A 22,917-nucleotide genomic window follows, 5' to 3' on the forward strand; every position below is an offset into this window, starting at 1 on the left:
GCCCGCCGGACGCCGCGCCGCGCCCGCCGGAGCGAGCGTCGGCGCCGCTCCCCCGTCGCCCACCCTTTTGGCGCCGGAGCGCCGCCGCGCCGGCGGGGGCGTCGGGCCGGCCCGGGAATCGCGCGCCCGGAAGGCCAGCGTGCCGGGAAAGGTCACCATGTCGAGGAATCCGCCACAATCCGCGACCGGGTCGGAATGGCCCAGCAGCAGCCATCCGCGCGGCGACAGCCGGTCGGCCAGTTGGTGGATCAGGTCCTGCGCCTGGGCCGTCTCGAAATAGATCAGCACGTTACGGCACAGGATCAGGTCGAACGGCCCCGCCGGTCCGCCGCCATGCGGCAGGTCCATGATGTTCCCGTATTCGAAACGCACCATCCGCCGGTATTCGGGGCGCAGGGTCCAGTGCCGGTCGGTCGCCGTGGGCTGGAACCACAGGCTTCGTTCCGCCTGCCCGATATCGCGCAGGGACCACGCCCCGTATTCCGCCCCCCGCGCGCGCTCCAGCGCCTGGGTGCTGATATCGGTGCCCAGGATCTCGATCGTCCAGTCCTGTTCCCCGCGTTCCGCCAGCAGGCGGCTCAGCAGGATCGCCAGCGAATAGGGCTCGGCCCCGTTGGCGCAGCCGACGCTCCAGATCCGCAGGGTCCGCAGCGGGCGCAGGCGGCGCAGCAGATCGGGCAGGATCGTCGTTTCCAGCGCATGGAACTGCTCGGCATAGCGGAAGAAGAACGTCTCGCCGATCGTCACCGCCGATTCCAGCGCCCGCCATTCCGCCACCCCTTCGCACGGGTCGGACAGCAGCGACAGATAATCCGACGGACGGACGCACGAGCAGGCCTCCATCCGCCGCGCCAGGATCATGTCCAGCAGATCCATCTTGTCGGCATAGTAATACAGCCCGGTCCGCGCGACGATTCGCGCCGCCAGCCGCTCGAGGGCGCGCCGCCGTTCAGGCATCCGTCCCCTCCCACAGCGCGTCGCGTTCCTGCAGGGCCGACAGCAGATGGTCGATCCGCTGGCGTTCGCGCGCCATCAGCAGGCGGTCCGGATCCATCAGTTGCGCCGTGCATCCCCCGCCCAGGTCGAGTTCCCCCACCAGCCAGTCGCCCGCCGTCGCGCTATCGCACGGCGCGGCGACCGGTCCGGAGACGTGGCGCACGTCCAGCACGCCGTCCACCATGTAGGCCACGCGCGCGCCCTCCCCTTCCGGGCCGAGCAGCAGCGGACGGTACAGGGTTTCGGCTCCCGCCTGGTCCACGGCCCGCCACGGGCGCAGGCCCAGCAGCACGGCCAGGTCGATCGCCACCACCCGTTCGGCCCCCAGCCGGAAATAGCCCAGCACCGGCGCGGGCGTTCCCGGCGGGCGGAACAGCGCGGGCATCGGCACGCATTCGCGCACCGCCGGCAGCGGCAGCGCGTAGCGGACGTCCGCAAGCTGGAAAATGACGACGGCCCCAGGCACGAAGAACAATTCTCCCGACAGTTTGCCGAACCGGCGGCCCGCCACGGGCGGCCGACGTTCCCGATACTGTGTCTGCCGAAGATTGCATTTAATACAAGTGACGGCTACCTCGGGCAGGGATGCGTTCCCGACAGGCCGGGCACGCCCAGCATCCGTTGCCGGAGACCATCGCCATGGACAGCTTCAACGGGGACCGGGCCGCAAACCGGTTCCTCCCGCCCGAGGGGGGCCCGTCGTCCCGCTTTTCCGTTGCCCGCCTGGTGCGCGTGGCCGCCTGCGCCGTGTTCTATTTCCTGTTCTATTTCGTCCAGCAGGTCACCGAACTGCTGGCCCCGCTGCTGCTGATCCTGGGGGTGGGATGGGGCGTCCTGCCGCATCTGATCGGCGCCATCAGCACGACGGCGGCATCGGCCGACCCCCAGACCCGCGATATCGTCAGCCACGTCGCCAGCACCATTCCGCAACAGGTCGCAATCGGGTCCCACGTCTTCACCGCCGGATCGCTGGTCATGGACGGCCTGCTGATGATGGCGGCGGCGGCGCTGTGCGCCACCCTGGCCGCCATCGCCGCGCGCGAGATGTAACCCGGCCCCATGATCCGCCTGCACGACGTCAGCTTCCGCCATGAAGGCGTCCGGGACGATGTGCGGGAGGACGGCGCCGCCCTGCGCCGGCTGTCGTTCGATGTGCCGCAGGGCGGCTTTCGCTGGTTGCTCGGCCCGTCAGGGGCCGGGAAATCCAGCCTGTTGCGGCTGCTGCACCTGGCCGCCCGGCCGACCTCGGGCCGGATGGAGATCCTGGGCATGGACATGGACCGGACCCGGCGCGCGGCCCTGGCCCGCCTGCGCCGGCGCATCGGCGTCGTCCATCAGGATTTCCGCCTGCTTCCCGACCTGCCGGTCTTCGACAACATCGCCCTGCCGCTGCGCCTGCAGCACCGGCCGGAGGACGAGGTCCGCGACGAAGTGCTGTCCATCCTCGACTGGGTGGGGCTGCGCGCCCGCGCGACGGCCCATCCGCCGCACCTGTCGGGCGGCGAGCAGCAACGCGTCGCCATCGCCCGCGCCGTCATCCACCGCCCCGCCCTGGTGCTGGCCGACGAACCCACCAACGCGCTGGACGACCAGCAGGCCAGCCGGCTGATGGAACTGTTCCAGGACCTAGCGGGGCTGGGCACCACCATCGTCGTCGCGACGCATAACGACGGGCTGGTCCGCCGCTATCCGGCGCATGAACTGGAACTGGCGCATGGACGGCTGGTGCGCGATGGCTGACCGGCCGGTCCCGGCGCGCCGGGGCGCAAGCTGGTCGCAGGCACGCCGCGCCGACGGCCTGGCCCTGCGCCGCGCCATCCCGGACCGGCTGCTGCCGGTGCTGGTGGCCGCCATGGCGGTGCTGGCGGCAATGGCCCTGGCCGGGGCCACCGGCGCGCGCGTCCTGTCGGCCCGCTGGACCACCGGAGCGGCGTCCATCGTCACGGTGCAGGTCCCCCGGCCCGACGACCCCGCCCGGCCGGGCAACGGGACACCGCCGCCCCTGTCGCGCGCCGACGCCGTGCTGGCGGCGCTGGCCGACGTGCCGGGCGCGTCGCGCGTCCACCGGCTGGACAAGGCGGAACTGGAAGCCCTGCTGTCGCCCTGGCTGGGCCACGACGGAGACTTCGCCCTGGCGCTGCCCGCCGTGATCGAACTGCACCTCGATCGCGCCGGCACGGTGGATGCCGACACCCTCGCCGCCCGGCTGAATGCCCGCGCGCCGGACACGCTGGTGGAACGCAACAGCCTGTGGAGCGACCGGCTGGGCGACCTGGCGCGCAGCCTGCAGACCTGCGCCATCCTGGCCGTGCTGATCGTCGTCGCGGTGGCCGCCGCCACCATCGCCGCGACGACGCACGCCGGCCTGGGCGCGCGGCGGCAGGCCATCGAGCTGATCCACTCCCTGGGCGCGACCGACGGCTACATCGCCGGGCGCTTCGCCCGGCGCACGGCCATGCTGGCCTTCACCGGCGGGCTGATCGGCAGCCTGCTGGCGCTGCCATTGCTGGTGCTGCTGTCGCGCCTGGCCGCCCCCTTCGCCGGCGCCACGCCCCCCGCCATGGCGACACTTCCCGACGCATCCCGCTGGGCCAGCCTGCTGGACGCGCTGCCGGTACCGCTGGCGGTGACGCTGCTGTCGCTTGCCCCGGCGGCGGCGCTGATCGGCTGGCTGACCACGCAGGTCACCGTCCGGACATGGCTGCGCCGCCTGCCATGAGGCGCGCCGCGCGGGGGGCGCCGTCGGCCCCGGCGATTTTCCTGCGCGGCCTGCTGTGCGGCCTGCTGGTCTGCGGCGCGGCCTGGGGCATCGGCTTCGCGTGGTTCTTCCATGACGCCCTGCGGCCGGCCGGCCCGCTCCCCACGGCCGACGGGATCGTCGCGCTGACCGGCGGCCAGGGACGGATCGAGGCCTCGCTGGAGCTGCTGATGCAGGGGCACGGGCGGCAATTGCTGATTTCGGGCGTCGACGCGCACGCCACGGTCGCCGCCGTGGCCGCCCGGATGCAGGCCCCCCTGCCCCAGGACATCCGGGCCCGCGTCACGCTGGGGCGGCGCGCGACCTCGACCATCGGCAACGCGGACGAAACCGCGGACTGGGCGCGCGCGCATGCCATCCGGTCGCTGATCGTCGTGACGGCGGGCTATCATATCCGGCGGGCGATGATGGAAATCGGCCGGACCCTGCCGGATGTCACCCTGTATCCCTGCCCCATCCTGCCCCCGGCGCTGCGCCACCCCTGGCGCGCGGCCTCCCTCCGGCTGATGGCGACGGAATATGACAAATGGCTCATGGCCAGCCTGGGCCTGGCCCGCGACATGGGCAGGCAGACACAGACAAAGGCGTGACCCGACGGCCTTTCTGGTGTAGGGCGGCGCGTCGCGCGCCACTGGCGCCTGTTCTGTCCGGGATGGTCCTGCCTGCCATGACGCTGATCCGCGCATGCCTGTTCAATGTCTACTTCGTGGTGCTGACGATCGTGCTCGGGGTCGCGGCCCTGCCGATCCGCCTGTTCGCCCGGCCGCTGGCGCTGCCCTACGCCAAGCTGTGGACACGGCTGTCCATCGCGGGCCTGCGCGCGATCTGCGGGATCGACATCATCGTCACGGGGCGCGAGCATCTGCCGGCGGGGCCCTGCCTGCTGGCGTCGCAGCACCAGTCGGCGTTCGACACGCTGGTGTGGATGAATCTGGTGGACCGGCCGTCCTATGTTATGAAGGAGGAACTGACCCGCCTCCCGCTGGTCGGGCCGATGCTGCTGCTGGCGGGAATGATCCCGGTCCGCCGCGCCGACGGGGCGAAGGCGCTGCGCGCCCTGCTGGCCGCAACGCAGCACGCCGCCGACGACGGGCGACAGATCATCATCTTCCCCGAGGGCACGCGCACCCGACCGGGCGAAACGGTCCGCCTGCAACCGGGGATTGCAGCGATGGCGGCCCATACCGGCCTGCCGGTTATTCCGGTGGCGACCGATTCCGGCCTGCGCTGGTCGCGCAACGCCTTCGTCAAGCATCCCGGCCCGATCCATATCGCCATCGGCCCCGCCCTGCCGCCGGGCCTGGGCCGGGCGAGGATTCTACCCGCGATTTCAGGAACATGGGAGAGCCTGACGCGTGATTTCGGAAGCGCGGCGCCGGGGGACGGATCTGTGGATAACTCTGTGGGCGTCCCTGTAGAAACGGGACACGCGCATTGAGGTCCCATTCCGCCACGGCGCACGCCGTACCCTCACATGGGCCGGCGGCGAAATAGGGCGAAACTGGGGCATACCTCAAAACGCCTGATAAAATCTTCATTTTTTCGGTTTTCTCTATCGAGCCGGCAGGCCACCCCGGTCGCCGCGCCCCCGCGCGCGCCTGGCCTCCGGGGCCTTGCCGCGCGCCGCGCATCCAGCCTGTGGACAAGTTGCGCTTTCCCGATTTTGTCCCCTGGAGACGGCCTGTGTGAAAGATTTATGAATCAGCGCCTTCGCCGCCATCCGCAAAGTGTTTTATCAAGGCCGCATGCCCCTCCTTCCGCTCCTGTCCGGCCCCTTGCGCCACGCGCGGCGAACGCGCGCCCTGGGGCTGGCGCTGCTGTGCCTGGCGGCGGCGGACGGGGTGGCGTGGCTGGCCGCGCAACGCCTGCTCGATGACGCGCTGCGGGGCTGGACGCAGGGCCTGGCAGCGCAGGGCTGGACCGTCCAGCCCGGCCCGCGGCGGCGCGGCGGCTCGATCCTGACGGCCCGGATCACACTGACCTCCCCCCGTCTGTTCGGCCGGATCGGGACGCCGGCGGGCGGGTCGAGGACCGTTTTGTGGGGCGGGGACAGGCTGACCCTGTCGCTGTCGGCGCTGCATCCCCTGTCCCTGCGCCTCGGCCTGGAAGGCCCGCAGGCCCTGCACCTGTCCGACCCGTCCCGTCCGGGGCAGGACATGGCCGTGCGCTGGCAGGGCCGGGATGTGCTGGGCTGGTTTCCGCTCGGCATGGTCCCGGCGGGGCAATCGGGCCGCGCCATCTGGTCCGCCGCCCTGCTGGATCTTCAGATCCTGGGCCCCGGCGGGCAGGACGCCGCCTTCCGCCTGCGGGACGTGGCCGGACATGGGCTGTGGAACGGCGCCGCCGGTCCGCAGGGCAGCCGCCTGGCCCTGGCGATGACCTGCGCGCGGATCGACCTGCCGCTGTCCTGGCCGATGCCGCCGGGGCTGCCGGACGCGCGATCCCTCCGCGATGCCGGCCTTGTCGTGGCGATCCCCGGCCGGGCGGACACACACACGGCGGCCGCGCCGACGACGGTGCTGGTGCAGGACGCCCGGACCAGATGGTCGACGCTGGCGCTGCATGCCGTGGGACGCGCCGACCTGCCCCCTGACGGCGCACCCGTCGGGGAGGCCACGCTGTCGGTCGAAGGGGTGGGCGACACGATCCGCACCCTGGCGCAGGCCGGATCGCTATCGCCGGATATCGGGCGGGTGGCGGCCGCCATCGACCACTGGGCCGCGATCGTGGCCGGCCCGCCGGGCCGCCCCGACGCCCCGGCCCTGACCGACCGGCGCATCACCCTGCCGCTGCGGCTGCGCGCCGGCGCGCTGTTCATCGGGGCGGTGCCCGTCGCCACCCTGTCGACGGGCGGGCCGTGACCCCGGCCTACCGCTGCTTCGACGCCTCCGGCGCCACCTGCGCGTCGCGCAGTTCCGCAAGTTCGCGCCGCAGGCGGGCCAGTTCCTGTTCCATCGTCTCGCCGTCCGTCGCGGCGCCCGGCGTCTCGGGGGCCGCAGCCTCCTCCGGCGCGATGTGACCGTTCCCACCTGCCGGGGCATCGCCCCGTGAAACGTCATCGGGCGGGGCATCCTCGGGCATCGGCTGGTACATCGACGAGAACATGGACATCGCCCTGTCCATCATCGCCATGTTCTGCCGCCCGACCTCCTCCATGCCGGGCGGAAGGAAGGTTTCCATGGTCCGCTGCATGGTGGCGCGGATCTGCTTCTGGCTGGCGGCGAACTGCTCCATCATCTGGTCCAGATAGTCGGGCACCAGCCCCTGCATGCTGTCGCCGTAGAAGCGGATCAACTGGCGCAGGAACGTCGCGGGCAGCATGGCGCGGCCCTTCGTCTCCTCCTCCATGATGATCTGGGTCAGGACGGACCGCGTGATGTCGTCGCCCGTACGCGCGTCGAAGATCACGAACTCCTTGCCACGACGCACCATATCGGCCAGCGTGTCGAGGGTGATGTAGATCGAGCTTTCGGTATCGTACAGACGCCGGTTCGCGTATTTCTTGATGACGATCGGGGTGACCGGGCTGTTGGCATCCGGCAAGATACCCTCCATCAGCGTGGCTAGGACCGACGAGGATAGCATGACCCGAAGGCCGATGCACAGATTGCCGTTTTCCAGCCCCCTGCCCCCGCCATGACCGCGACCGATCCCCCCGATCCGGCGACGCTGATGCGCGACTGGATGGCCATCTGGCAGAGCGAGGCCGCCGCCCTGCGCCTGGACCGTGAAATGGCCGACGCCGCGCGCCGCATGACCGACCTGTGGGCCGCCGGCTTCGCCGCCGCCGCGCGCGCCACTCCCAGCGCGACCCAGGGCGCGACCCAGGACGCCCCCCCGGCCGGAACAGACCATGGAACGCAGGATGGGGACCATATCGCAACCGCCGCCTCGCCCGACCTCCCGCCCGGACGCGCCGGGGCCGATGCTGCGCCGGGGGCCGCGCCCGCTGGCGATGCATCTGCTCTGCGCGCCGACATCGCCGCCCTCGGCCGGCAGCTCGACCGCATCGAACGACGCCTCGCCCGGCTGGAATCCCGGATCGGCGACGCCCCCCCTTCCGCCGGGGATTGATCCCGCCTTCATCGCCGGGGTGGCGGCCTACCGCCGGCACCCGTACCGGCGGGCCGACCCCGGCCCGACGCCGGTGCTGTGGTCGTGCGGCGAAATGCGGGTCCTCGATTACGGGCGGCCGGGGGACAGGCCCGTCCTGTTCGTGCCCAGCCTGATAAATCGCGGCTATATCCTGGACCTGATGCCGGGACGCTCGATGCTGCGCCACCTGGCGGCGCAGGGCCTGCGGCCGCTGCTGCTGGAATGGGGCTGGCCGGGCGAGGACGAACGCGCGCTGGATGTCGGCGGCTATGTCCAGGCACGGCTGGAACCGGCGCTGGCCGACATCGCAGGCCAGTGCGGGCAGGCCGTCACCCTGGCCGGATACTGCATGGGCGGCCTGCTGGCCCTGGCGGCGGCGCAGCGCCGTCCCGACCTGGTCCGGGCGCTGGCGCTGCTGGCGACACCGTGGGATTTCGGCGCCGCGTCGCCCGAGGCCCTCCGGGCCCTGTCGCGCCTGCTGGCGCCGCATGCCGCGATGATGGCGCTGACCGGCACCCTGCCGGTCGATGCGTTGCAGACCGCCTTCGCCGCCGTCGATCCGGCCTCGATCATCCGGAAATTCCGCGATTTCGGGGCCATGCCGCAGGATGACCCGCGCACGGCTCTGTATGTCGCCATGGAAGACTGGCTGAGCGACGGCGTGCCGCTGGCCGCCCCGGTCGCCGTGGAATGCGTCCGGGACTGGTACGGCGCCAACCTGCCGATGCAGGGCGCATGGCAGGTGGGTGGGACCCCGATCCACCCGCGGCGCCTCTCCCTGCCCACCCTGGTCGCGGTGCCGGCCCGCGACCGCATCGTGCCGCCCGGCAGCGCGCTGCCGCTGGCCGGCCTGATCCCCGGCGCGACCCTGCTGCAGGTCGCGGGCGGCCATGTCGGGATGGTCGCCGGCCCCCGGGCCGAGGGGCTGCTGTGGGCGCCGCTGACGGCGTGGCTGCAACGGCACGCCTGACGCGCCCCCCGACAAAGCGGGTGGAAGCGCCGGGCCGATCCTGTAAGATCGCGTCAAAACATACAGGAAACGTCATGATGTCTGCCCTGGCCCAAACATCGCGCGTCGCCCTGGTGACCGGTGGCACGCGAGGGATCGGGGCGGCCGTCAGCCGCGCGCTGCACGCGGCGGGGCACCGGGTCGTCGCCTCCTACGGATCGAACGTGGCCGAGGCGCGCGCCTTCGAAACCGCGACGGGCATCCGCACCATGGCCTTCGACGCCGCGGCGTTCGAGGCCTGCGCCGAGGCGATGGAGCGGATCGCCGGGGCCGAAGGCCCGGTGACCATCCTGGTCAACAATGCCGGCATCACCCGCGATTCGACCGTGGGCCGCATGACCCGCGCGGCGTGGGACGCCGTCATCGACACCAATCTGGGCGCGGCCTTCAACCTGTGCCGCCTGGCCATGCCGGTCATGCGGGCCGAGGGGTTCGGGCGGATCGTGAACATGGCCAGCATCAACGGCCAGACCGGCCAGTTCGGCCAGGCGAACTATGCCGCGTCGAAGGCCGGGTTGCAGGGCCTGACCCGCGCGCTGGCGCTGGAGGGCGCGCGGCACAACATCACCGTCAACACCATCGCCCCCGGCTACATCGACACCGCCATGCTGGAAACCGTGCCGCCCCAGATCATGGCCGACATCGTCGCGCGCATCCCGGTCGGCCGCCTGGGCACGCCCGACGAGGTGGCCCGCGCCGTCACCTTCCTGACGGCGGAGGACGCCGGCTTCATCACCGGCAGCACGCTGTCCATAAACGGCGGCCAGCACATGCCCTGAGCGGATTCGGGATCAGGCTCGGCATGGTCACGGCGCGGACACCGCCGTGCGGGCCAGGCAGTCGTGGCGGCTGGCCGCTTCATACCACGCCGCCAGGGCCGGGCGCTGGTCGCGCCACGGGTCGTCGGCGAAGCGGACGTCGAGATAGCCCAACGCGCAGGCCACCGACAGGATGCCCACATCGACCGGACCGGCCGGCGACACCGCCGCCGGCGGCGCGGCCTCCAGCCGGTCGAGGCTGCGCCGGATGGCGGCGGCCTGCCGCTGGGTCAGCGGATCGTCCCGGTCCAGCCCCGCCCCCGCCAGGCCGCGCCACAGCACGGCCGCGTCCGCAATCCCGTCGCCCAGCGCCTGAAGGCGCAACGCGCGCCAGCGTTCGGGCCCCGCCGCCGGAATCACCCCGCCGCCGGCCAGCGCGTCCAGATATTCGACGATCACCGGGCTGTCGTACATCCCCTCGCCCTCGGCGATCTCCAGCGTCGGAATCTTGCACAGCGGGTTCGCCGCCAGGACATCGGGCGGCGAGGCCGAGATATTCACCACCACCTCCTCGATCCGGTCCTCCAGGCCCAGGGCGATGACGGCGGCCCTGACCTTGCGGGCAAACGGGCTGAGGGGGGCGTGATACAGCTTCACCGAAAGGCATCCTTTTGTTGTCGCAATCTGGCGAACGTCCCGACATCGGGGGCCAGCAGGAACGGGTTGGTCCGCTTTTCCAGGCCCAGCGTCACCGGCACCGTCGGCCGCGCCTCGGCGCGCAGGGTCTCGATTTCGGCGACGCGGGCATGCAGGGCGAAATTGTCGGGCTCGACCTCCAAAGCGAAGCGGGTGTTCGCCAGCGTATATTCATGCCCGCAGCAGATCAGCGTCGAATCCGGCAGCGCCGCGATCCGGCGCAGCGAGTGGAACATCTCCTCCGCCGTGCCCTCGAACAATCGTCCGCATCCCAGGCTGAACAGGGTGTCGCCGCAGAACAGGGCGGGGGTGGCGGAAAAATAGAAGGCGATATGGCCGCGCGTGTGTCCGGGCGTCTCCATCACCGTGCCGATCGCGCCCCCCACGGCGATGGCGTCGCCGTCCACCACCGCGCGGTCCAGCATCGGCAGGCGATAGGCGTCCGCCGCCGCCCCGGTGACGATCGAGCCGTAGCGCTTGCGTAGGGCGTCGGTCGCCACCACGTGATCGGCATGATGATGTGTCAGGAAGATCTGGTCCAGGCGTCCTCCGGCCTCCTCCACCGCCTCGACCAGGGGGGCTTCCTCGGCGGGATCCACCAGCGCCGTCGCGCCGCTTTCGCCGTCGCGGAGGAACCAGGCGTAATTGTCGTTCAGGATGGGAACCGGTCGGATCGAAAGGGCCATGATCTGTCTCCGTCTGCTGCGACGCGCGCCATCGGACCGCGGTCCGCGTGCCTCCCCGATTCGTCCGGCGCCGGGGATACGCCGCTCTCCAACAGTTTGTGCTAATCGGGCATGATGCAAGACGACATCCGCGCCGCGTCCAGATTCTATGCCAGCCGGCCGGGGGAAAACACCGCCCATCTGCTGCGCCAGCGGCTGCATGCGTTCTGGCCCGACACCGGGGCCGACCGGGTGCTGGGGCTGGGCTACACGCTGCCGTACCTGTCGCTGTGGTCCCGCCCGGCGGGGGGCCTGTGCCTCTCGGGCCGCCTCGACACCCATGTGACGCGCGACGCGCCGCGCGATATCGGACCGGCGGCGCGGGACTGCGTGGTGGCGGAAGACCGGCTGCCCTTCCCCGAACTGCATTTCGACCGCGTGGTCCTGATCCACGCACTGGAAACCACCGACCGGCCGGACGACCTGCTGCGGTCGGTGTGGAAGGTCATGAAGGACGACGGGCGTCTGCTGCTGGTGGTGCCGAACCGGGCGGGCCTGTGGGCCCATTCCGACGGCACCCCCTTCGGGCAGGGCGCCCCCTTTTCTCCCCGGCAGATCGCCCGCCGGCTGTCGCACGCCTTCCTGCGCGCCGAACGCCACGACGGCGCGCTGTTCCTGCCGCCCATGGGGGCCGCGCACCGACGCATCGCCGCCACCATCGAGGCCGCCTGCCACATGGTCGTGCCCGGACTGGGCGGCGTCTTCGTCGTCGAGGCGGTCAAGGACGTCTATGCCGGCGTCCCCACCCCGACGCCGGCCCTGATCCGCGCCCCCCGGCGCATCTACGAACCCGGCTGACCAGGCGCGCGATCCGTGCCACACTGGCCCCACGCTTGACCGCCGGACCCGAACCCTCCATGAACCTCGGCCCATGTCTCTGATCCAGTCCCTGAAACTTGTGATGGCCCGGCCGCATCCGGCCGCCCGTCCCTTCCTTCTGGCCTCCGGCGCCGGCGCGCTCGCCGGGCGGGCCCTTCCCTGGCGTCCGGCGAAATGGCTGGGTACGGCCAGCGGCCTGTTCTTCGGGTTCTGCCTGTATTTCTTCCGCGACCCCGAACGCGTCACCCCCGCCGACGCCCATCTGGCGGTCGCCCCGGCCGACGGCCGGGTGGTGTCGGTCGAAAAGGTCGCGCCCCCGGCGGAACTGGACATGGGCGACACGCCGGTCTGGCGCATCGCCACCTTCCTGTCGGTGCTGGACGTCCATGTGAACCGCATGCCGGCCGCCGGCACGGTGACGCGCGTCGCCTACCATCCGGGCCAGTTCCTGAATGCCAGCCTGGACAAGGCGTCGGAGCTGAACGAACGCAACGCGCTGCGCCTGACGCTGCCGGACGGGCGCAACCTGGCGGTCGTGCAGATCGCCGGCCTGATCGCCCGCCGCATCCTGTGCGACGCCGAGGAAGGCATGACCTTCGAGGCCGGCGAACGCTTCGGCCTGATCCGCTTCGGCTCGCGGACCGACCTGTACCTGCCCCCCGGGGTCGAACCGCTGGTATCGGCCGGCCAGACGATGATCGGCGGCGAAACGGTCATGGCGCGCCTCTGACCGCCATGGACGCCACCGACCCGCTGCCTGCCGGCCCGCGCCCGACTGAAACGCCCATCGCCGCCGCACCGCCGCGCCGGCGGCGGCAGGCGCGGCGGCGTCCGCGGGTCCGGGGTCCGTCCTTCAACCGGCTGATCCCCAACATCATGACGATGCTGGGCCTGTGCGCCGGGCTGACGGGCATGCGCCTGGCGCTGGAAAACCGCTTCGGCGACGCGGCGGTGGCGCTGCTGATCGCGGCGTGCATCGACGGGCTGGACGGCCGGATCGCACGGCTGCTGCGCGGCACCAGCCGCTTCGGCGCGGAATTCGACAGCCTGTCCGACTTCCTGTGCTTCGGCGTGGCGCCCGGCTTCGTGCTGTACCTGTGGGCGCTGCGCGACGCCGGGCGCTACGGCTACCTGCCCTGCATCATGTTCACGGTCTGCATGGCCCTGCGGCTGGCGCGCTTCAACGCCAGCCTGGACGATACCGACAAGCCGAAATACGCCAGCAATTTCTTCACGGGCGTGCCCGCCCCGGCCGGCGCGGGCCTGGCGATGTTTCCGCTGTTCCTGGGGCTGGAGGCCCGCAAGCTGGGGTGGGAGGGCATCTATGCCCTGACCCGCCTGCCGCTGCTGCCCGCCCTGACGCTGAGCGGCACCGCCTTCCTGCTGGTGTCCACCCTGCCGGTCTGGTCGTTCAAGAACTTCAAGGTGCCGGCGGTCTATGTCCTGCCCCTGATGCTGGGAACCGGGGCCTATGCCGCCGTCCTGGTGGCCGACCCATGGGGCGCGCTGGCCGCCGCCGGGGTCATCTACATCGCCCTTCTGCCGCTGAGCCGCCGCAGCTTCCGCCGGCTGAAGGCCGAAGCCCAGAACCTCCAGGCCGAGGACGACACGCCCGAGGCCGCCCCCCGGACATAAGGGCCGATCACGGGTTCAACGCCACCGGCATGAGGGTGTGATCGAACCCGGCGAGGCGAACCGCGCTTCTCCCTGGCGCCCTGGCTGCCCTCGTCGTCCACGCGGCGCGCAAAGCCGTTGGCCCCACGATCGCCGGGAGCAGCGCCGATGGACATGAAGCCTCCTCCCGCCCCGGCGTCACCGTCGGCGCACTGGCTCAACCGGACGGTTGCCGGCGCCGGACTGACCAGCGCGCTGGGCGATTTCTGCTACGAAACGACGACGGTCATCCTGCCGGGCTTCCTCGCCGTCCTTGGCGTCCCGGCGGCCGCCCTTGGACTGATCGAGGGGACCGCCGACGCGGTCGCCAGCTTCACCAAAATGGCCGCGGGATATATCGCCGACAGGTTCGGCCACCGGAAAGGCCTGGTCGTCGTCGGATACGGCCTGACCCCCGTGGGGCAGGCCCTGATCGCACTCGCGGGCGGATGGCCGCTGGTGCTGCTCGGGCGTGTCGTGTCCTGGTTCGGCAAGGGCCTTCGCGGCCCGTTGCGCGACGTCATCGTCATCCAGTCCATCACGGCCGGGACACGGGGCCGGGCATTCGGCTTTCATCGGGCGATGGACACGCTGGGCGCGGTCATCGGGCCCCTGCTGGGCGTCATGCTGCTCGGGTGGGCACGGGGTCGTGGTTCCGGGATGCCGGCCGAACCGTTCCGTCTGGTGTTCTGGCTGACCCTGATCCCCGGCATGCTGGCGGTCCTGGCGTTCCTGACCCTCGTCGTCGATCCCGGACACGCGTCCAATCCCGCCCTTCGGTTCCTTTCGACGTTACGCGGCCTGCCCGCGTCGTTCCGGCGCTATCTCGCCGCCGTGGGTGTCTTCGGCCTGGGCGATTTCTCGCACAGCCTGCTGATCCTGGCGGCCACCCAGCTTCTGACGCCTTCGACCGGCGTCATCAGGGCCGCCCAGATCGCGGGGCTGCTCTATGTCGGGCGCAACGTGACCCAGCTTGTCGCCTCCTATCCCGCGGGCGCGCTGGCGGACCGTTTCGGTCACAGGGCCGTCCTGGTCTCGGGCTACGCCTCGGGGGTCATCGCAGCCGGGCTGACGTCGCTTGCATTCGCCGCCCGTGCAAACAGCATTGTCCTGCTGGCCGCCATATTCTTCATCGCCGGAGTATACGTCGCCGTTCAGGAGGCCCTGGAATCGACGGTCGCGGCGGAGATGGTCGGGCAGGATACGCTGGCGACCAGCTATGGCGCCCTGGGCACGACGAACGGCGTTGCGAAATTCATCTCGAGTTCCGCCGTCGGTCTCGTCTGGACGGCCATGTCGCCGGCCTTCGGGTTCGCCCTCGCGGCGCTGACGATGGCCGCTGGCACGCTGCTCCTCCTGCGGCTTCGGCCACAGTGACTCCCTAGCCGCCCAGCAGACCGACCAGCCCCGACAGGATCGCCGCCGGCGAGGGCGGACAGCCGGCAATGGCCAGGTCGATCGGCGCGCGGCCTTCCAGTCCGCCCAGCACCGCGTAATTTTCCGAAAACGGGCCCCCGTCGATCGCGCAGGCCCCGACGGCGACCAGCGCGCGCGGTTCGGGCATGGCGTGCCACGCGGCCTCCAGCACCGGGGCCATCACCCGCGTCAGCGGCCCCGTGACCAGCAGCACCTCGGCCAGGCGGGGGGTGGTGACGAACGCGATCCCGGTGGCCGCCAGGCCGTAGGCCGCCCCGTCCAGCGCCGCCAGTTCCATCGCGCACCCCTCGCACCCGCCGGTCTCGATATGAAAGACCGGCAGCGGCCGCACCGCCGCCACCGGCACGCGCGCGGGGGCATGCCCCCCGGTCGCGGCGGTCAGGATCGCCCGCAGGATCGCCATCGTTTCCCCTCGCTCTCATGACTGGCCGCCCTCTTCCCCAGCGGCCGAGGCGGCCTGTCCCGCTCCGATCCGCGCATACCCGTCACGGATACCCTCATCACTCTCGATTTGAGGAGCACATCGGCCCCTCACGACCCACTCCTATAAATCGGCGGCGGCGGCGGACAGGCCGAACGAGCGGACGATCAGGTCCGCGTCCTCGGGGTCCGCCCCGTCCAGCACATGTTCCAGCGCCGCCACATGCGCCAGGGCGGGATCGCGCGGGAATGCGGCCTGCACCGCGCCGTCGGCCACGCGCACCCAGTACCAGACCGCCCCGCGCGGCCCCTCGGCGCAGCCGATGCCCTCGCCCGCGCGCTCGCGCACGGCGCTACGCGGCGCGCCGTCGGGCACCCAGTCCCGGCGCGCCGCCGCCAGCATCCGGCAACTGCCGCCGATCTCGGCCAGGCGCTGGTCGATCCGGGCGGCGACGTCGCCGTCGCCCCGGACGCCGCTATCCAGCCATTCGCGCCGATAGCCGGGCTCCAGCCGGCGCACGTCGTCCTCGCGCGCCGAGGCCCGCCCCACCACGCCGCCCACGCCCAGCGCGCGGGCCATGGCCTCGGTCAGGGTGCCGCAGCCCCGCACCCGCCCGGCCAGGCCGGGCCAGGCCAGATGACGGCGGATCTCGCGCAGCATGTCGTCCCCCCTGCCGGCAACCTGCCCCGCCACCGCGCCGATCGTCGCGACATCGCCCTCCAGCATGCCGCCCGGCACGACCAGATCCATCAGCATCCGGTGTCCGAACATCCGGCCGCACAGATGCAAGGTCTCCTCGCGCAGGCGTTCGCAGCAGGCCGCCAGCGCCGATGCCCCCGCCGCCCGGCCGATGCGCGACAGATCATGCAGATGGGTGGCGATCCGCTCGATCTCCGCCAGGATCACCCGGCAGCGCACGGCGTCCGCGCCGATCGCGGTGTCGGTCGCGGCCTCGATCGCGCGGCACAGGGCCGCCTGATGCGCGACCGACGCCCCGGCGGCCGCCCGCCCGGCCAGCCGTGCCGCCGCCGCCGGTTCCATCCCGCACAGGCGGGCGACCAGGCCCCGATGGGCATAGCCCAGCCGCCACTCCGCCCCCGCGATCCCACCGCCGGCCAGCCCCAGTCGCAGATGACCGGGCGCCTGCGGCAGGCCGTCGGCGGGGCCGATGCCCTGGACCATCCCGCCCGCGCGGGCCACCGCCGGAACCGGGCGGAATTCGGGGGGATCGGGCGGCCAGGACACCGGCCCCGGCCGCGCGCCCAGCGGCCAGGTGCTGGTCCACACGCCATGATCCAGCCACGGGCGGACGTCGCGGGCGTCCATCGCCGCGATCCCCCACAGGTCATGCAGGCAGCGTTCCGGCAGGGACGCCGCCGGACGGACGGACGACAGGCCGAGATAGCGCCCGGTCTCCGGCGCGACGCTGGCGACCAGCGGATGCGCGCCGCCGTCCAGGAACAGGGCATGGACGTCCCGCCCGTCCGACCACAGGCCGACAAACGGCAGGGGATCGTCCCGCAACGCGTCCACCAGGCCGCGCCAGCCGTCCTCGTCCAGCCGGAAGCGCCACGTCCCGGCCTCGGCCTCGCCCCGGCGGATCAGGGCGGCCGCCGCCCCGTTCGCCCCATTCCTCATCTCCCGGCCCCGTCCGCCATCGCGACGACCGTCAGGACCACCATGCCCGCCAGCAGCAGCGCGACAGCCACCCACGCGGGCCGGTCGCGAACGGCGGAGGCCCCATCGCCCGGCCTGTCCGCCCCAGGTCCGGCCCGCATGCATCCGGGCGCCAGCCCCAGCAACAACGGACCGACCAGAAGCGGGGCCGCGTCACAGACCGCCAGCACCGCCAGCACCAGCCCCCCGAACGGCAGGAACGGCGGGCGAAGCGCCAGCGCGGCCCGCAGCCACCGTACGGCCACGCCACCGGACCCGGAGGCCCCCACCAGCGGCCCCAGCAGCGCCACCGACACCAGCAGCGCAACCGCCCCCGCCGGCCCGGCCCGGCCGCCCGCCCCGGCGGCCACCGCCGCCAGCCCGATGAGCATGCCCAGCGCCAGCCGATCCCGGCGGCGGGCCGGCGCGGCCCGCATCGGCAGGACCACCAGCCATATCGTCGCAATCCCCAGCATCATCGTGTCCCACTGGCTCGCCCCCACCACCGCGAGGTGACGCAGGACCGGGACGGCCGTCATGACCGGCGCCAGCGCGGCGGGCATGGCATACTCCTCGGCCGCCAGCACGACCGGGGCGGCCGGCCCCAGCCCGGCGACCGCCCCCAGCCCCACGGACAGCAACACACCGCCCAGCCCGTCCAGCCGGCCGGCGCCGGCCGGCGCCGCGCTCAGCAGCATCGCCCCCGGCACGGCCAGCAGAATGCCGGAGAGGCCCAGCCGGAACAGGTCCCACCCGGCACGCGCCGCGCCGCGCGCCGTCGCGACGGCCAACGCCGCCAGCACCGCGACACCCCCGATGGCCACCGCGCCGGACAGCGGGTCGGTGCAGGCGGTCGCCACCGTCGCCCCGCCGGCCAGACCATGCGTCAAGGCCCCACCCGCCCGCTGCCCCGGCGTGCCCCCGGCCGGCGACAGGACGCAGGACAGGCACAGCGTCAGCAGCGGCAACGGCAGCAGCGCGCGCAGCACGCCGGGCGGCGCCATCAGGGGCGTGCCGGCCCAGCCGCCGCCCGCGCAGGCCGCCAGCACCGCCAGGCCCAGACCAGTCGCGGACAGGCCGATCCCGGCCGACCGCGCCGAGGCCTGCGGACAGGCCGCCAGCACCGCCATCGACAGGAACGGCCAGCACAGCGCGGCCGGAAGCAGAAACGGCAGGGTCATTCCGCGACGCGCCCCCAGGCCAGGCGCCGCAGGCAGACGAACGCCACCAGCATCGTCGCCCCCAGCAGCATGACCGCCCCGGCCAGCATCGCGCCGCGCCCCGACAGGCCGGCCAGCAGCATCAACCCGTCCAGGGCGCAGGCCAGCCCGGCACACTGCCCCACCACCGACCGCCGCGCGGCGGCGGCCAGCACGCCGCACAGGATCACGGCCAGCGCGGCGATCAGGTCCAGCCGGGCCGCTTCCTCCACCATGCCCTGCGGCACCGCGATCACGGCCAGGACCGTCAGCACCAGCCCGCCGCCCATGCACACCGCCCGTTCCCGCGCGGACGGGGGCACGTCCTCCAGCCGGCCCAGCCCCCAGGCCAGGGGCACGATCGCGGCCACGACCGCCACCGCCGCCAGGCACGGCGGCAGCGGGTCCGCCGCGTCGCGGGCGGCGGCCAGCAAAGCCGCCGCGACCAGCCCGCCATGCCACAGAAGCGGCCAGCCGCGCATGCCCGACAGGATGACCGACAGGAAAATCAGCAGGCCCAGCAGCAGCGACAGCATCATCCGAACTCCCGCCCCGCGAACAGCACCACCACCGCCAGCACCCCGAACAGCATCGCCACCCCCAGGCGCGCCCGCAGCCCCCGGTCCAGCGACAGGACGACGACCCGCGCCGCCACCAGGCCGGCGCACAGCACCGCCGTACGCAGCAGCCACGCCCCCAGTCCGGCCAGCAACGCCGTCGGCGCGGGCGGCAGCGCCCCCTCCGCCATCGCCAGGCCGCCGGGCCAGATCATGTCGCCGGCCAGCGTCATCCAGACCAGCACCGCCAGGTCGCGCGCCAGTTCCAGCGCCGCACGATCGGGGCCGCCCACGTTTGCCAGCATGTCGGCCGCCTGGGCCTCGGCGCCGCCCCAGGCATCGTCCAGCCCGGCGATCAGCAGCGCCATGGCCGCCAGCACCAGCGGCGTCTGCAATCCGGCGACGTCCGCATCGTGCATCCGCGCCAGCAGCCCGTCGATGCCGGTGACGCCGGTCGCCAGCCCGGCCACCGCAATGACCACCGGCATCACCGCCTGCATCATCGCAAGGCCCGTCGCCCCGCTGACCGCCGCCCGCCCCGCCCGCGCCACACCCGGCCCCAGCGCCGTCACCACCAGCCCCAGCCGCACCAGCCCGAGCAACCCCGCGACCACCAGCAGGTCGGACAGGCCCGCCCCCGGCAGGCCGAGTGCCGCGGACGGCACCAGGCAACAGGCCGCAAGGGCCGCGGCCAGCGTCGCGCCGCAGGCCGCGCCGGTCGCCGCCGTCCCGGCCGCGCGCAGCCCGCGCCGGCGCGCCAGCGCCACGATCCACCGCCAGCGCATCAGGACGGAAGGGGCGCCGCGCCCGGCAAGACCCGCCACGCACCAGTCCACCACCCCGCGCACCACCGGGGCCATCGCGACCATCAGCGCCAGATGAAGGCCCAGCAGCGGCAGGCCGAGGACACAGGCCAGGACGTCCCGCATCATCCGGCCCATATCCGGACCAGGGACGCGATGACAATCCAGGCCAGGACCAGCACCATCGCATGCCGCGCCGTCAGCGCCGCCGCGCGATCATTGATCGCCGCCCCCCACCGCCCCGCCCGCCGAACGGCCCCGATCAGCCGGCGCACCGCCCCCCGGAGCAGCCGCGTCAGGCCCAGGACCGCATCCAGCCGGCCGACGAACAGGCCCGGCCCCACCTGGGTCGCCGGGTCGCCGAACGGCATCCAGGGCGGCGACGGGGGCGCGCCCTCGGTCCATGCCGCCGCCGGCCGGGCGGGCAGGCCCCCACCCAGGCGGGACAGGACCAGCACCACGCCCCCACACAGGCCGAACAGCAGCACGATGCCCGACGGAGAGAACGTCCCGGTCCCCCCCGCCGCCGACAGCCACAGCAGGGACGGCCGCGCGCCCTCCGGCGCCGCACCCAGGGCCGCAACCTGCCAGCCCGCCGCCCGCGTCAGCCACAGCCATAGGCCGGGCAGGACCGAGACCACGCCCGCGACGCCGAGGCAGGACAGCACCGCCATCAGGCGCGCCGGCGGCAGGTCGGTCGCGGCGGCGCAGCGCGGCGTGCGCGGCCGCCCCAGCAACAGGATCGCCCCCATCCGGACCCCGGCCAGCAGCAGCAGGCCCGACACCACCCCGCCGCCGCACAGGGCCAGCAGCGACGGGATCTCGCCAGCCAGGCCGTCGGCGCGCGGCAGGGCCAGCAGCGACTGCACCAGAAGCCACAGCACCGCGAAGCCGGCCAGCGGCGGCAGGCCGCAGGCGACGGCCAGCGCCAGCGCCAGGGTCGCGCCCGCGCGCGGCATCAGCGCCGCCAGCCCGCCTGCCCGCGCCAGCACCAGCGGCCCGGCCTCGCGCGCGATGTGGCTGGCCGTCAGGATCGCCGCCAGGACCGCCATCCCGACCCCGGCCGGCAGCAGAAACAGCGTCCGGGCCGCGCCCAGCGCCAGCAGCGGCAGATCGTCGGCCCGGCCGACCACGGCCAGCCCCGCCAGCAGCATGGCCACCCCGCCCCAGGCCGCCAGCATCCCCGCCAGCACGCGCGGCGCGTCGCCCGCCGTCAGCGCCCGCGCCCCCCCCGCCATGGCCAGCAGCAGACCGATGCCCCCGACACCCATGCCCCACGGCGCGCCGATCCGCCCCGCCGGCCAGTCGACCAGCATCCGGACCAGCAGGCAGCAGCCGAGCACGAAGCCGGCCAGATCCCCGGCCCCGGCAGGCCGGACATGCCGCGCGCCCGACAGCGGCCGCGGCGACAGGCCCATCAGGACGGTGGCGAACAGCAGGACAGGCGCCGGCAGGATCGCCAGCCGCCATCCCCCCATGGCGGCCCCGCCACCGTCCGCCAGCAGGGCCGTGGCCACGGCACCGGCCAGCACGCCCAACGCCACGCCCCGGCCGGCGCGGATCATCGGCAGCACCGTCGCGGCCCCCACCCCGAACAGGACCGGATTGCCCGTCGTCGCGGCCAAGGCGGCACAGGCCAGGGCGGCACAGGCCAGGGTCGAGGGGCTTTCCGCCGTGCCCGACGCCAGCCCGACCGCCGCGATCACCACGACGAACGGCACGGACAGCGCATCGACCCGCACGACGGCTGGCAGCGCGTGAAGCGGAACGGACGCCAGCGCCGGCACGCACGCCATCGCCAGCCCCAGGACCAGCACCATGGCCCACCCGGCCCGGATCGCCGGTTCCGGAACCGGTATCAGGGACGCGACAAGAATCCCGGACAGGACAAGCAGAAGAAGAATCGGAAGGATGCGGAGATTCCCTGGATATCTGACCGGACCTGGCCGCGCGACATCAAACCATGCCGGTCAGATCATGGCGAGGGGAACCTTGCGCCGGGGCGGCGGCATCGACCGGTCGATCGCGGCCAGATCCGCCTCGGTCAGCACGATGTCCGCCGCCGCCACGTTCTGGCGCTGATGCGGCAGGCTGGCGGCCTTGGGAATCGCCAGCAGGTTGGGCTGGCGCAGCACCCAGGCCAGCGCGACCTGCGCCGGCGTGGCCGGTCCCAGCGCCGTTTCGTGCCGCGCCGCGATCCGCGCCAGCACCGGCGCGCGCAGCAGTTCCCCGCCCTGGCCCAGCGGCGAATAGGCCATGGTCACCACCGATTGCCTGCGGTCGTCCTCCAGCAGGTCGTATTCCACCCCGCGATAATCGAGGCTGTAGAGAATCTGGTTGGCCAGGCAGCCGTCCGGCGCAATGCGGTACAGATCCGCCATGTCGTCCACATCGAAATTGGACACGCCCCAGGCTCCGATCAGCCCTTCGGCCTTCAGCCGCTCGAACGCCTCGATCGTTTCCTCCAGCGGCACCGCGCCGGGCCAGTGCAGCAGGTACAGGTCGATCCGCTCGGTGCCCAGCCGGCGCAGCGACGCCCGGCAGCTTTCCGCCACCCCCCGGCGGGACGCGTTCGAGGGCAGGATCTTGCTCACCAGGAACACCTCGTCGCGCCGGCCGGCGATCGCCTGCCCGACCAGCGTCTCGGACCGGCCGCCCCCGTACATCTCGGCGGTGTCGATCACCCGCAGCCCCAGGTCCAGCCCGGCGCGCAGGCTTTCGACCTCCTGCGCGCGACGGTCGGCACGGTCGCCGATAGTCCACGTCCCCATGCCCAATGCCGGAACCTGCGTGCCATCGGAAAACGTGACGCTGCCCACCATGCGGATCTGCCCTCCCAGTACGTGTACGTGCTCCGGCCCCGGCCTTTAGGCTTTGCGGGTCCATCCTTTCGCCTGCTGTTGCCAGTAGACAAGGCTATGCCCCGCGTCGCGGCAGGCCGCCCAGCGGCGGCGCGCCCCGGCCACCGCCTCCGGGTCGCCGCCATCGAACAGGTCGAAGATGCGCTCGAACGGTTGCGGATCGGCGCAGGCGGCTCCGTCGACCAGGAACAGGTAGGTCGCGCCATTGGGGGCATCCTCCCCCTCGGTCAGCCAGATGGGCTGGAGCGCCGCATGCCCCAGCGCCGCCGTGCCGTGCGGCAGCCAGACCGGCTCGGCCGCCCGCCACAGCGCGTCGTCCAGCTCTTTCACCCGGCCCGCGTCGGCGCAGCGCACCACCGCGCGCCGTCCGGCGTCCAGCGTGCGCCCCAGCAGGGGCGGCAACGCCTGTTCCAGCGACGATCGCGTCAGATGATAGAACCCGATTTCCGCCATGGTGCCCCAACCGTGTTCCCT

At 72.9% G+C, this 22,917-nt stretch carries 25 protein-coding genes and 1 pseudogene; 13 read left to right on the forward strand and 13 right to left on the reverse strand.

Annotation, left to right across the window (positions count from 1 at the left end; genetic code table 11):
• Together HLH21_RS14180 and HLH21_RS14185 are read right to left on the reverse strand one after the other, a co-directional pair.
• The coding region (locus HLH21_RS14180; RefSeq protein WP_182944406.1) for a CheR family methyltransferase at positions 1–957 on the reverse strand (957 nt) is incomplete at its 3' end.
• Entirely contained in the window at positions 950–1,462 is a 513-nt protein-coding gene (locus HLH21_RS14185; RefSeq protein WP_264811966.1) for a chemotaxis protein CheW, read from the reverse strand. The genes HLH21_RS14180 and HLH21_RS14185, both read right to left, overlap by 8 nt.
• Positions 1,463–1,581: 119 nt before the next feature.
• Between HLH21_RS14185 and HLH21_RS14190 the strand changes: the two genes are divergently transcribed.
• From HLH21_RS14190 to HLH21_RS14215, 6 genes are all read left to right on the forward strand, one after another.
• The gene (locus tag HLH21_RS14190) at positions 1,582–2,046 is read left to right on the forward strand and encodes a hypothetical protein (RefSeq protein WP_246379791.1); all 465 of its coding nucleotides are present in this window, start codon (positions 1,582–1,584) and stop codon (positions 2,044–2,046) included.
• Between the two features lie 9 nt (positions 2,047–2,055).
• Positions 2,056–2,736, forward strand: coding sequence for a cell division ATP-binding protein FtsE (locus HLH21_RS14195; RefSeq protein WP_182944407.1), 681 nt, complete (start codon positions 2,056–2,058; stop codon positions 2,734–2,736).
• Complete coding sequence (locus HLH21_RS14200; protein WP_182944457.1) at positions 2,729–3,715, forward strand: cell division protein FtsX; 987 nt, start codon at positions 2,729–2,731, stop codon at positions 3,713–3,715. The genes HLH21_RS14195 and HLH21_RS14200 overlap by 8 nt, the downstream gene beginning before the upstream one ends.
• Positions 3,694–4,344, forward strand: coding sequence for a YdcF family protein (locus HLH21_RS14205; RefSeq protein ID WP_182944408.1), 651 nt, complete (start codon positions 3,694–3,696; stop codon positions 4,342–4,344). The genes HLH21_RS14200 and HLH21_RS14205 overlap by 22 nt, the downstream gene beginning before the upstream one ends.
• 77 nt (positions 4,345–4,421) lie before the next feature.
• On the forward strand, positions 4,422–5,192 hold the full coding sequence (locus HLH21_RS14210) for a lysophospholipid acyltransferase family protein (protein ID WP_182944409.1): 771 nt from the start codon (positions 4,422–4,424) through the stop codon (positions 5,190–5,192).
• 307 nt (positions 5,193–5,499) lie between these two features.
• Positions 5,500–6,615, forward strand: a complete 1,116-nt coding sequence (locus HLH21_RS14215; RefSeq protein ID WP_182944410.1) for a DUF2125 domain-containing protein — start codon at positions 5,500–5,502, stop codon at positions 6,613–6,615.
• A 7-nt stretch (positions 6,616–6,622) separates the two neighbouring features.
• On the opposite strand, the gene phaR is transcribed toward HLH21_RS14215, so the two are convergent.
• Entirely contained in the window at positions 6,623–7,297 is a 675-nt protein-coding gene (phaR, locus tag HLH21_RS14220; RefSeq protein WP_373319711.1) for a polyhydroxyalkanoate synthesis repressor PhaR, read from the reverse strand.
• Between the two features lie 93 nt (positions 7,298–7,390).
• Here phaR and HLH21_RS17070 point away from each other — a divergent pair, with 93 nt between their 5' ends.
• From HLH21_RS17070 to phbB, 3 genes are all read left to right on the forward strand, one after another.
• The gene (locus HLH21_RS17070; RefSeq protein ID WP_246379793.1) at positions 7,391–7,828 is read left to right on the forward strand and encodes a hypothetical protein; all 438 of its coding nucleotides are present in this window, start codon (positions 7,391–7,393) and stop codon (positions 7,826–7,828) included.
• Positions 7,710–8,819, forward strand: coding sequence for an alpha/beta fold hydrolase (locus HLH21_RS14225; protein WP_246379805.1), 1,110 nt, complete (start codon positions 7,710–7,712; stop codon positions 8,817–8,819). The genes HLH21_RS17070 and HLH21_RS14225 overlap by 119 nt, the downstream gene beginning before the upstream one ends.
• Positions 8,820–8,893: 74 nt before the next feature.
• Positions 8,894–9,637, forward strand: a complete 744-nt coding sequence (gene phbB / locus HLH21_RS14230) for an acetoacetyl-CoA reductase (RefSeq protein ID WP_182944413.1) — start codon at positions 8,894–8,896, stop codon at positions 9,635–9,637.
• 27 nt (positions 9,638–9,664) lie between these two features.
• Here phbB and HLH21_RS14235 read toward each other — a convergent pair whose 3' ends face one another.
• Positions 9,665–10,273 carry a glutathione S-transferase N-terminal domain-containing protein gene (locus HLH21_RS14235; RefSeq protein WP_182944414.1) on the reverse strand — a complete coding sequence of 203 codons (609 nt, stop codon included), beginning with the start codon at positions 10,271–10,273 and terminating at the stop codon, positions 9,665–9,667.
• On the reverse strand, positions 10,270–10,998 hold the full coding sequence (gloB, locus tag HLH21_RS14240; protein WP_182944415.1) for a hydroxyacylglutathione hydrolase: 729 nt from the start codon (positions 10,996–10,998) through the stop codon (positions 10,270–10,272). The genes HLH21_RS14235 and gloB overlap by 4 nt, the downstream gene beginning before the upstream one ends.
• A 111-nt stretch (positions 10,999–11,109) precedes the next feature.
• Here gloB and HLH21_RS14245 point away from each other — a divergent pair, with 111 nt between their 5' ends.
• The 4 genes and pseudogenes from HLH21_RS14245 (at position 11,110) to HLH21_RS14260 (ending at position 14,886) form a co-directional block, all read left to right on the forward strand.
• Entirely contained in the window at positions 11,110–11,835 is a 726-nt protein-coding gene (locus HLH21_RS14245) for a methyltransferase domain-containing protein (RefSeq protein WP_246379794.1), read from the forward strand.
• Between the two features lie 46 nt (positions 11,836–11,881).
• A pseudogene (locus tag HLH21_RS14250) lies at positions 11,882–12,586 on the forward strand (phosphatidylserine decarboxylase); the annotation flags it as partial.
• A gap of 5 nt (positions 12,587–12,591) precedes the next feature.
• Entirely contained in the window at positions 12,592–13,491 is a 900-nt protein-coding gene (locus HLH21_RS14255; RefSeq protein WP_246379796.1) for a CDP-alcohol phosphatidyltransferase family protein, read from the forward strand.
• A gap of 153 nt (positions 13,492–13,644) precedes the next feature.
• Positions 13,645–14,886, forward strand: coding sequence for an MFS transporter (locus HLH21_RS14260; protein ID WP_220789834.1), 1,242 nt, complete (start codon positions 13,645–13,647; stop codon positions 14,884–14,886).
• A gap of 4 nt (positions 14,887–14,890) precedes the next feature.
• Here HLH21_RS14260 and HLH21_RS14265 read toward each other — a convergent pair whose 3' ends face one another.
• From HLH21_RS14265 to HLH21_RS14300, 8 genes are all read right to left on the reverse strand, one after another.
• Positions 14,891–15,349: an NADH-quinone oxidoreductase subunit B family protein gene (locus tag HLH21_RS14265; RefSeq protein WP_182944418.1), complete on the reverse strand. Its 459-nt coding sequence runs from the start codon at positions 15,347–15,349 to the stop codon at positions 14,891–14,893.
• A 141-nt stretch (positions 15,350–15,490) separates the two neighbouring features.
• Positions 15,491–17,005, reverse strand: coding sequence for an NADH-quinone oxidoreductase subunit D-related protein (locus HLH21_RS14270; protein WP_182944419.1), 1,515 nt, complete (start codon positions 17,003–17,005; stop codon positions 15,491–15,493).
• On the reverse strand, positions 17,002–18,204 hold the full coding sequence (locus HLH21_RS14275) for a hypothetical protein (protein ID WP_182944420.1): 1,203 nt from the start codon (positions 18,202–18,204) through the stop codon (positions 17,002–17,004). The genes HLH21_RS14270 and HLH21_RS14275 overlap by 4 nt, the downstream gene beginning before the upstream one ends.
• The gene (locus HLH21_RS14280) at positions 18,201–18,761 is read right to left on the reverse strand and encodes a hypothetical protein (protein WP_182944421.1); all 561 of its coding nucleotides are present in this window, start codon (positions 18,759–18,761) and stop codon (positions 18,201–18,203) included. Before HLH21_RS14280 ends, HLH21_RS14275 begins: the two co-directional genes overlap by 4 nt.
• The gene (locus HLH21_RS14285) at positions 18,758–19,711 is read right to left on the reverse strand and encodes a hypothetical protein (protein WP_182944422.1); all 954 of its coding nucleotides are present in this window, start codon (positions 19,709–19,711) and stop codon (positions 18,758–18,760) included. The genes HLH21_RS14280 and HLH21_RS14285 overlap by 4 nt, the downstream gene beginning before the upstream one ends.
• Positions 19,708–21,402 carry a hypothetical protein gene (locus HLH21_RS14290; RefSeq protein ID WP_246379798.1) on the reverse strand — a complete coding sequence of 565 codons (1,695 nt, stop codon included), beginning with the start codon at positions 21,400–21,402 and terminating at the stop codon, positions 19,708–19,710. Before HLH21_RS14290 ends, HLH21_RS14285 begins: the two co-directional genes overlap by 4 nt.
• A 150-nt stretch (positions 21,403–21,552) precedes the next feature.
• Positions 21,553–22,404 (reverse strand): aldo/keto reductase, encoded by an 852-nt coding sequence (locus tag HLH21_RS14295; RefSeq protein WP_182944423.1) that lies wholly within the window; start codon positions 22,402–22,404, stop codon positions 21,553–21,555.
• A gap of 45 nt (positions 22,405–22,449) precedes the next feature.
• Positions 22,450–22,896 carry a DNA polymerase III subunit chi gene (locus tag HLH21_RS14300; RefSeq protein ID WP_182944424.1) on the reverse strand — a complete coding sequence of 149 codons (447 nt, stop codon included), beginning with the start codon at positions 22,894–22,896 and terminating at the stop codon, positions 22,450–22,452.
• Positions 22,897–22,917 lie beyond the last annotated feature (21 nt).

The organism is Gluconacetobacter johannae, from assembly GCF_014174305.1.
In the GTDB taxonomy this organism is placed as follows: Bacteria; Pseudomonadota; Alphaproteobacteria; order Acetobacterales; family Acetobacteraceae; genus Gluconacetobacter; species Gluconacetobacter johannae.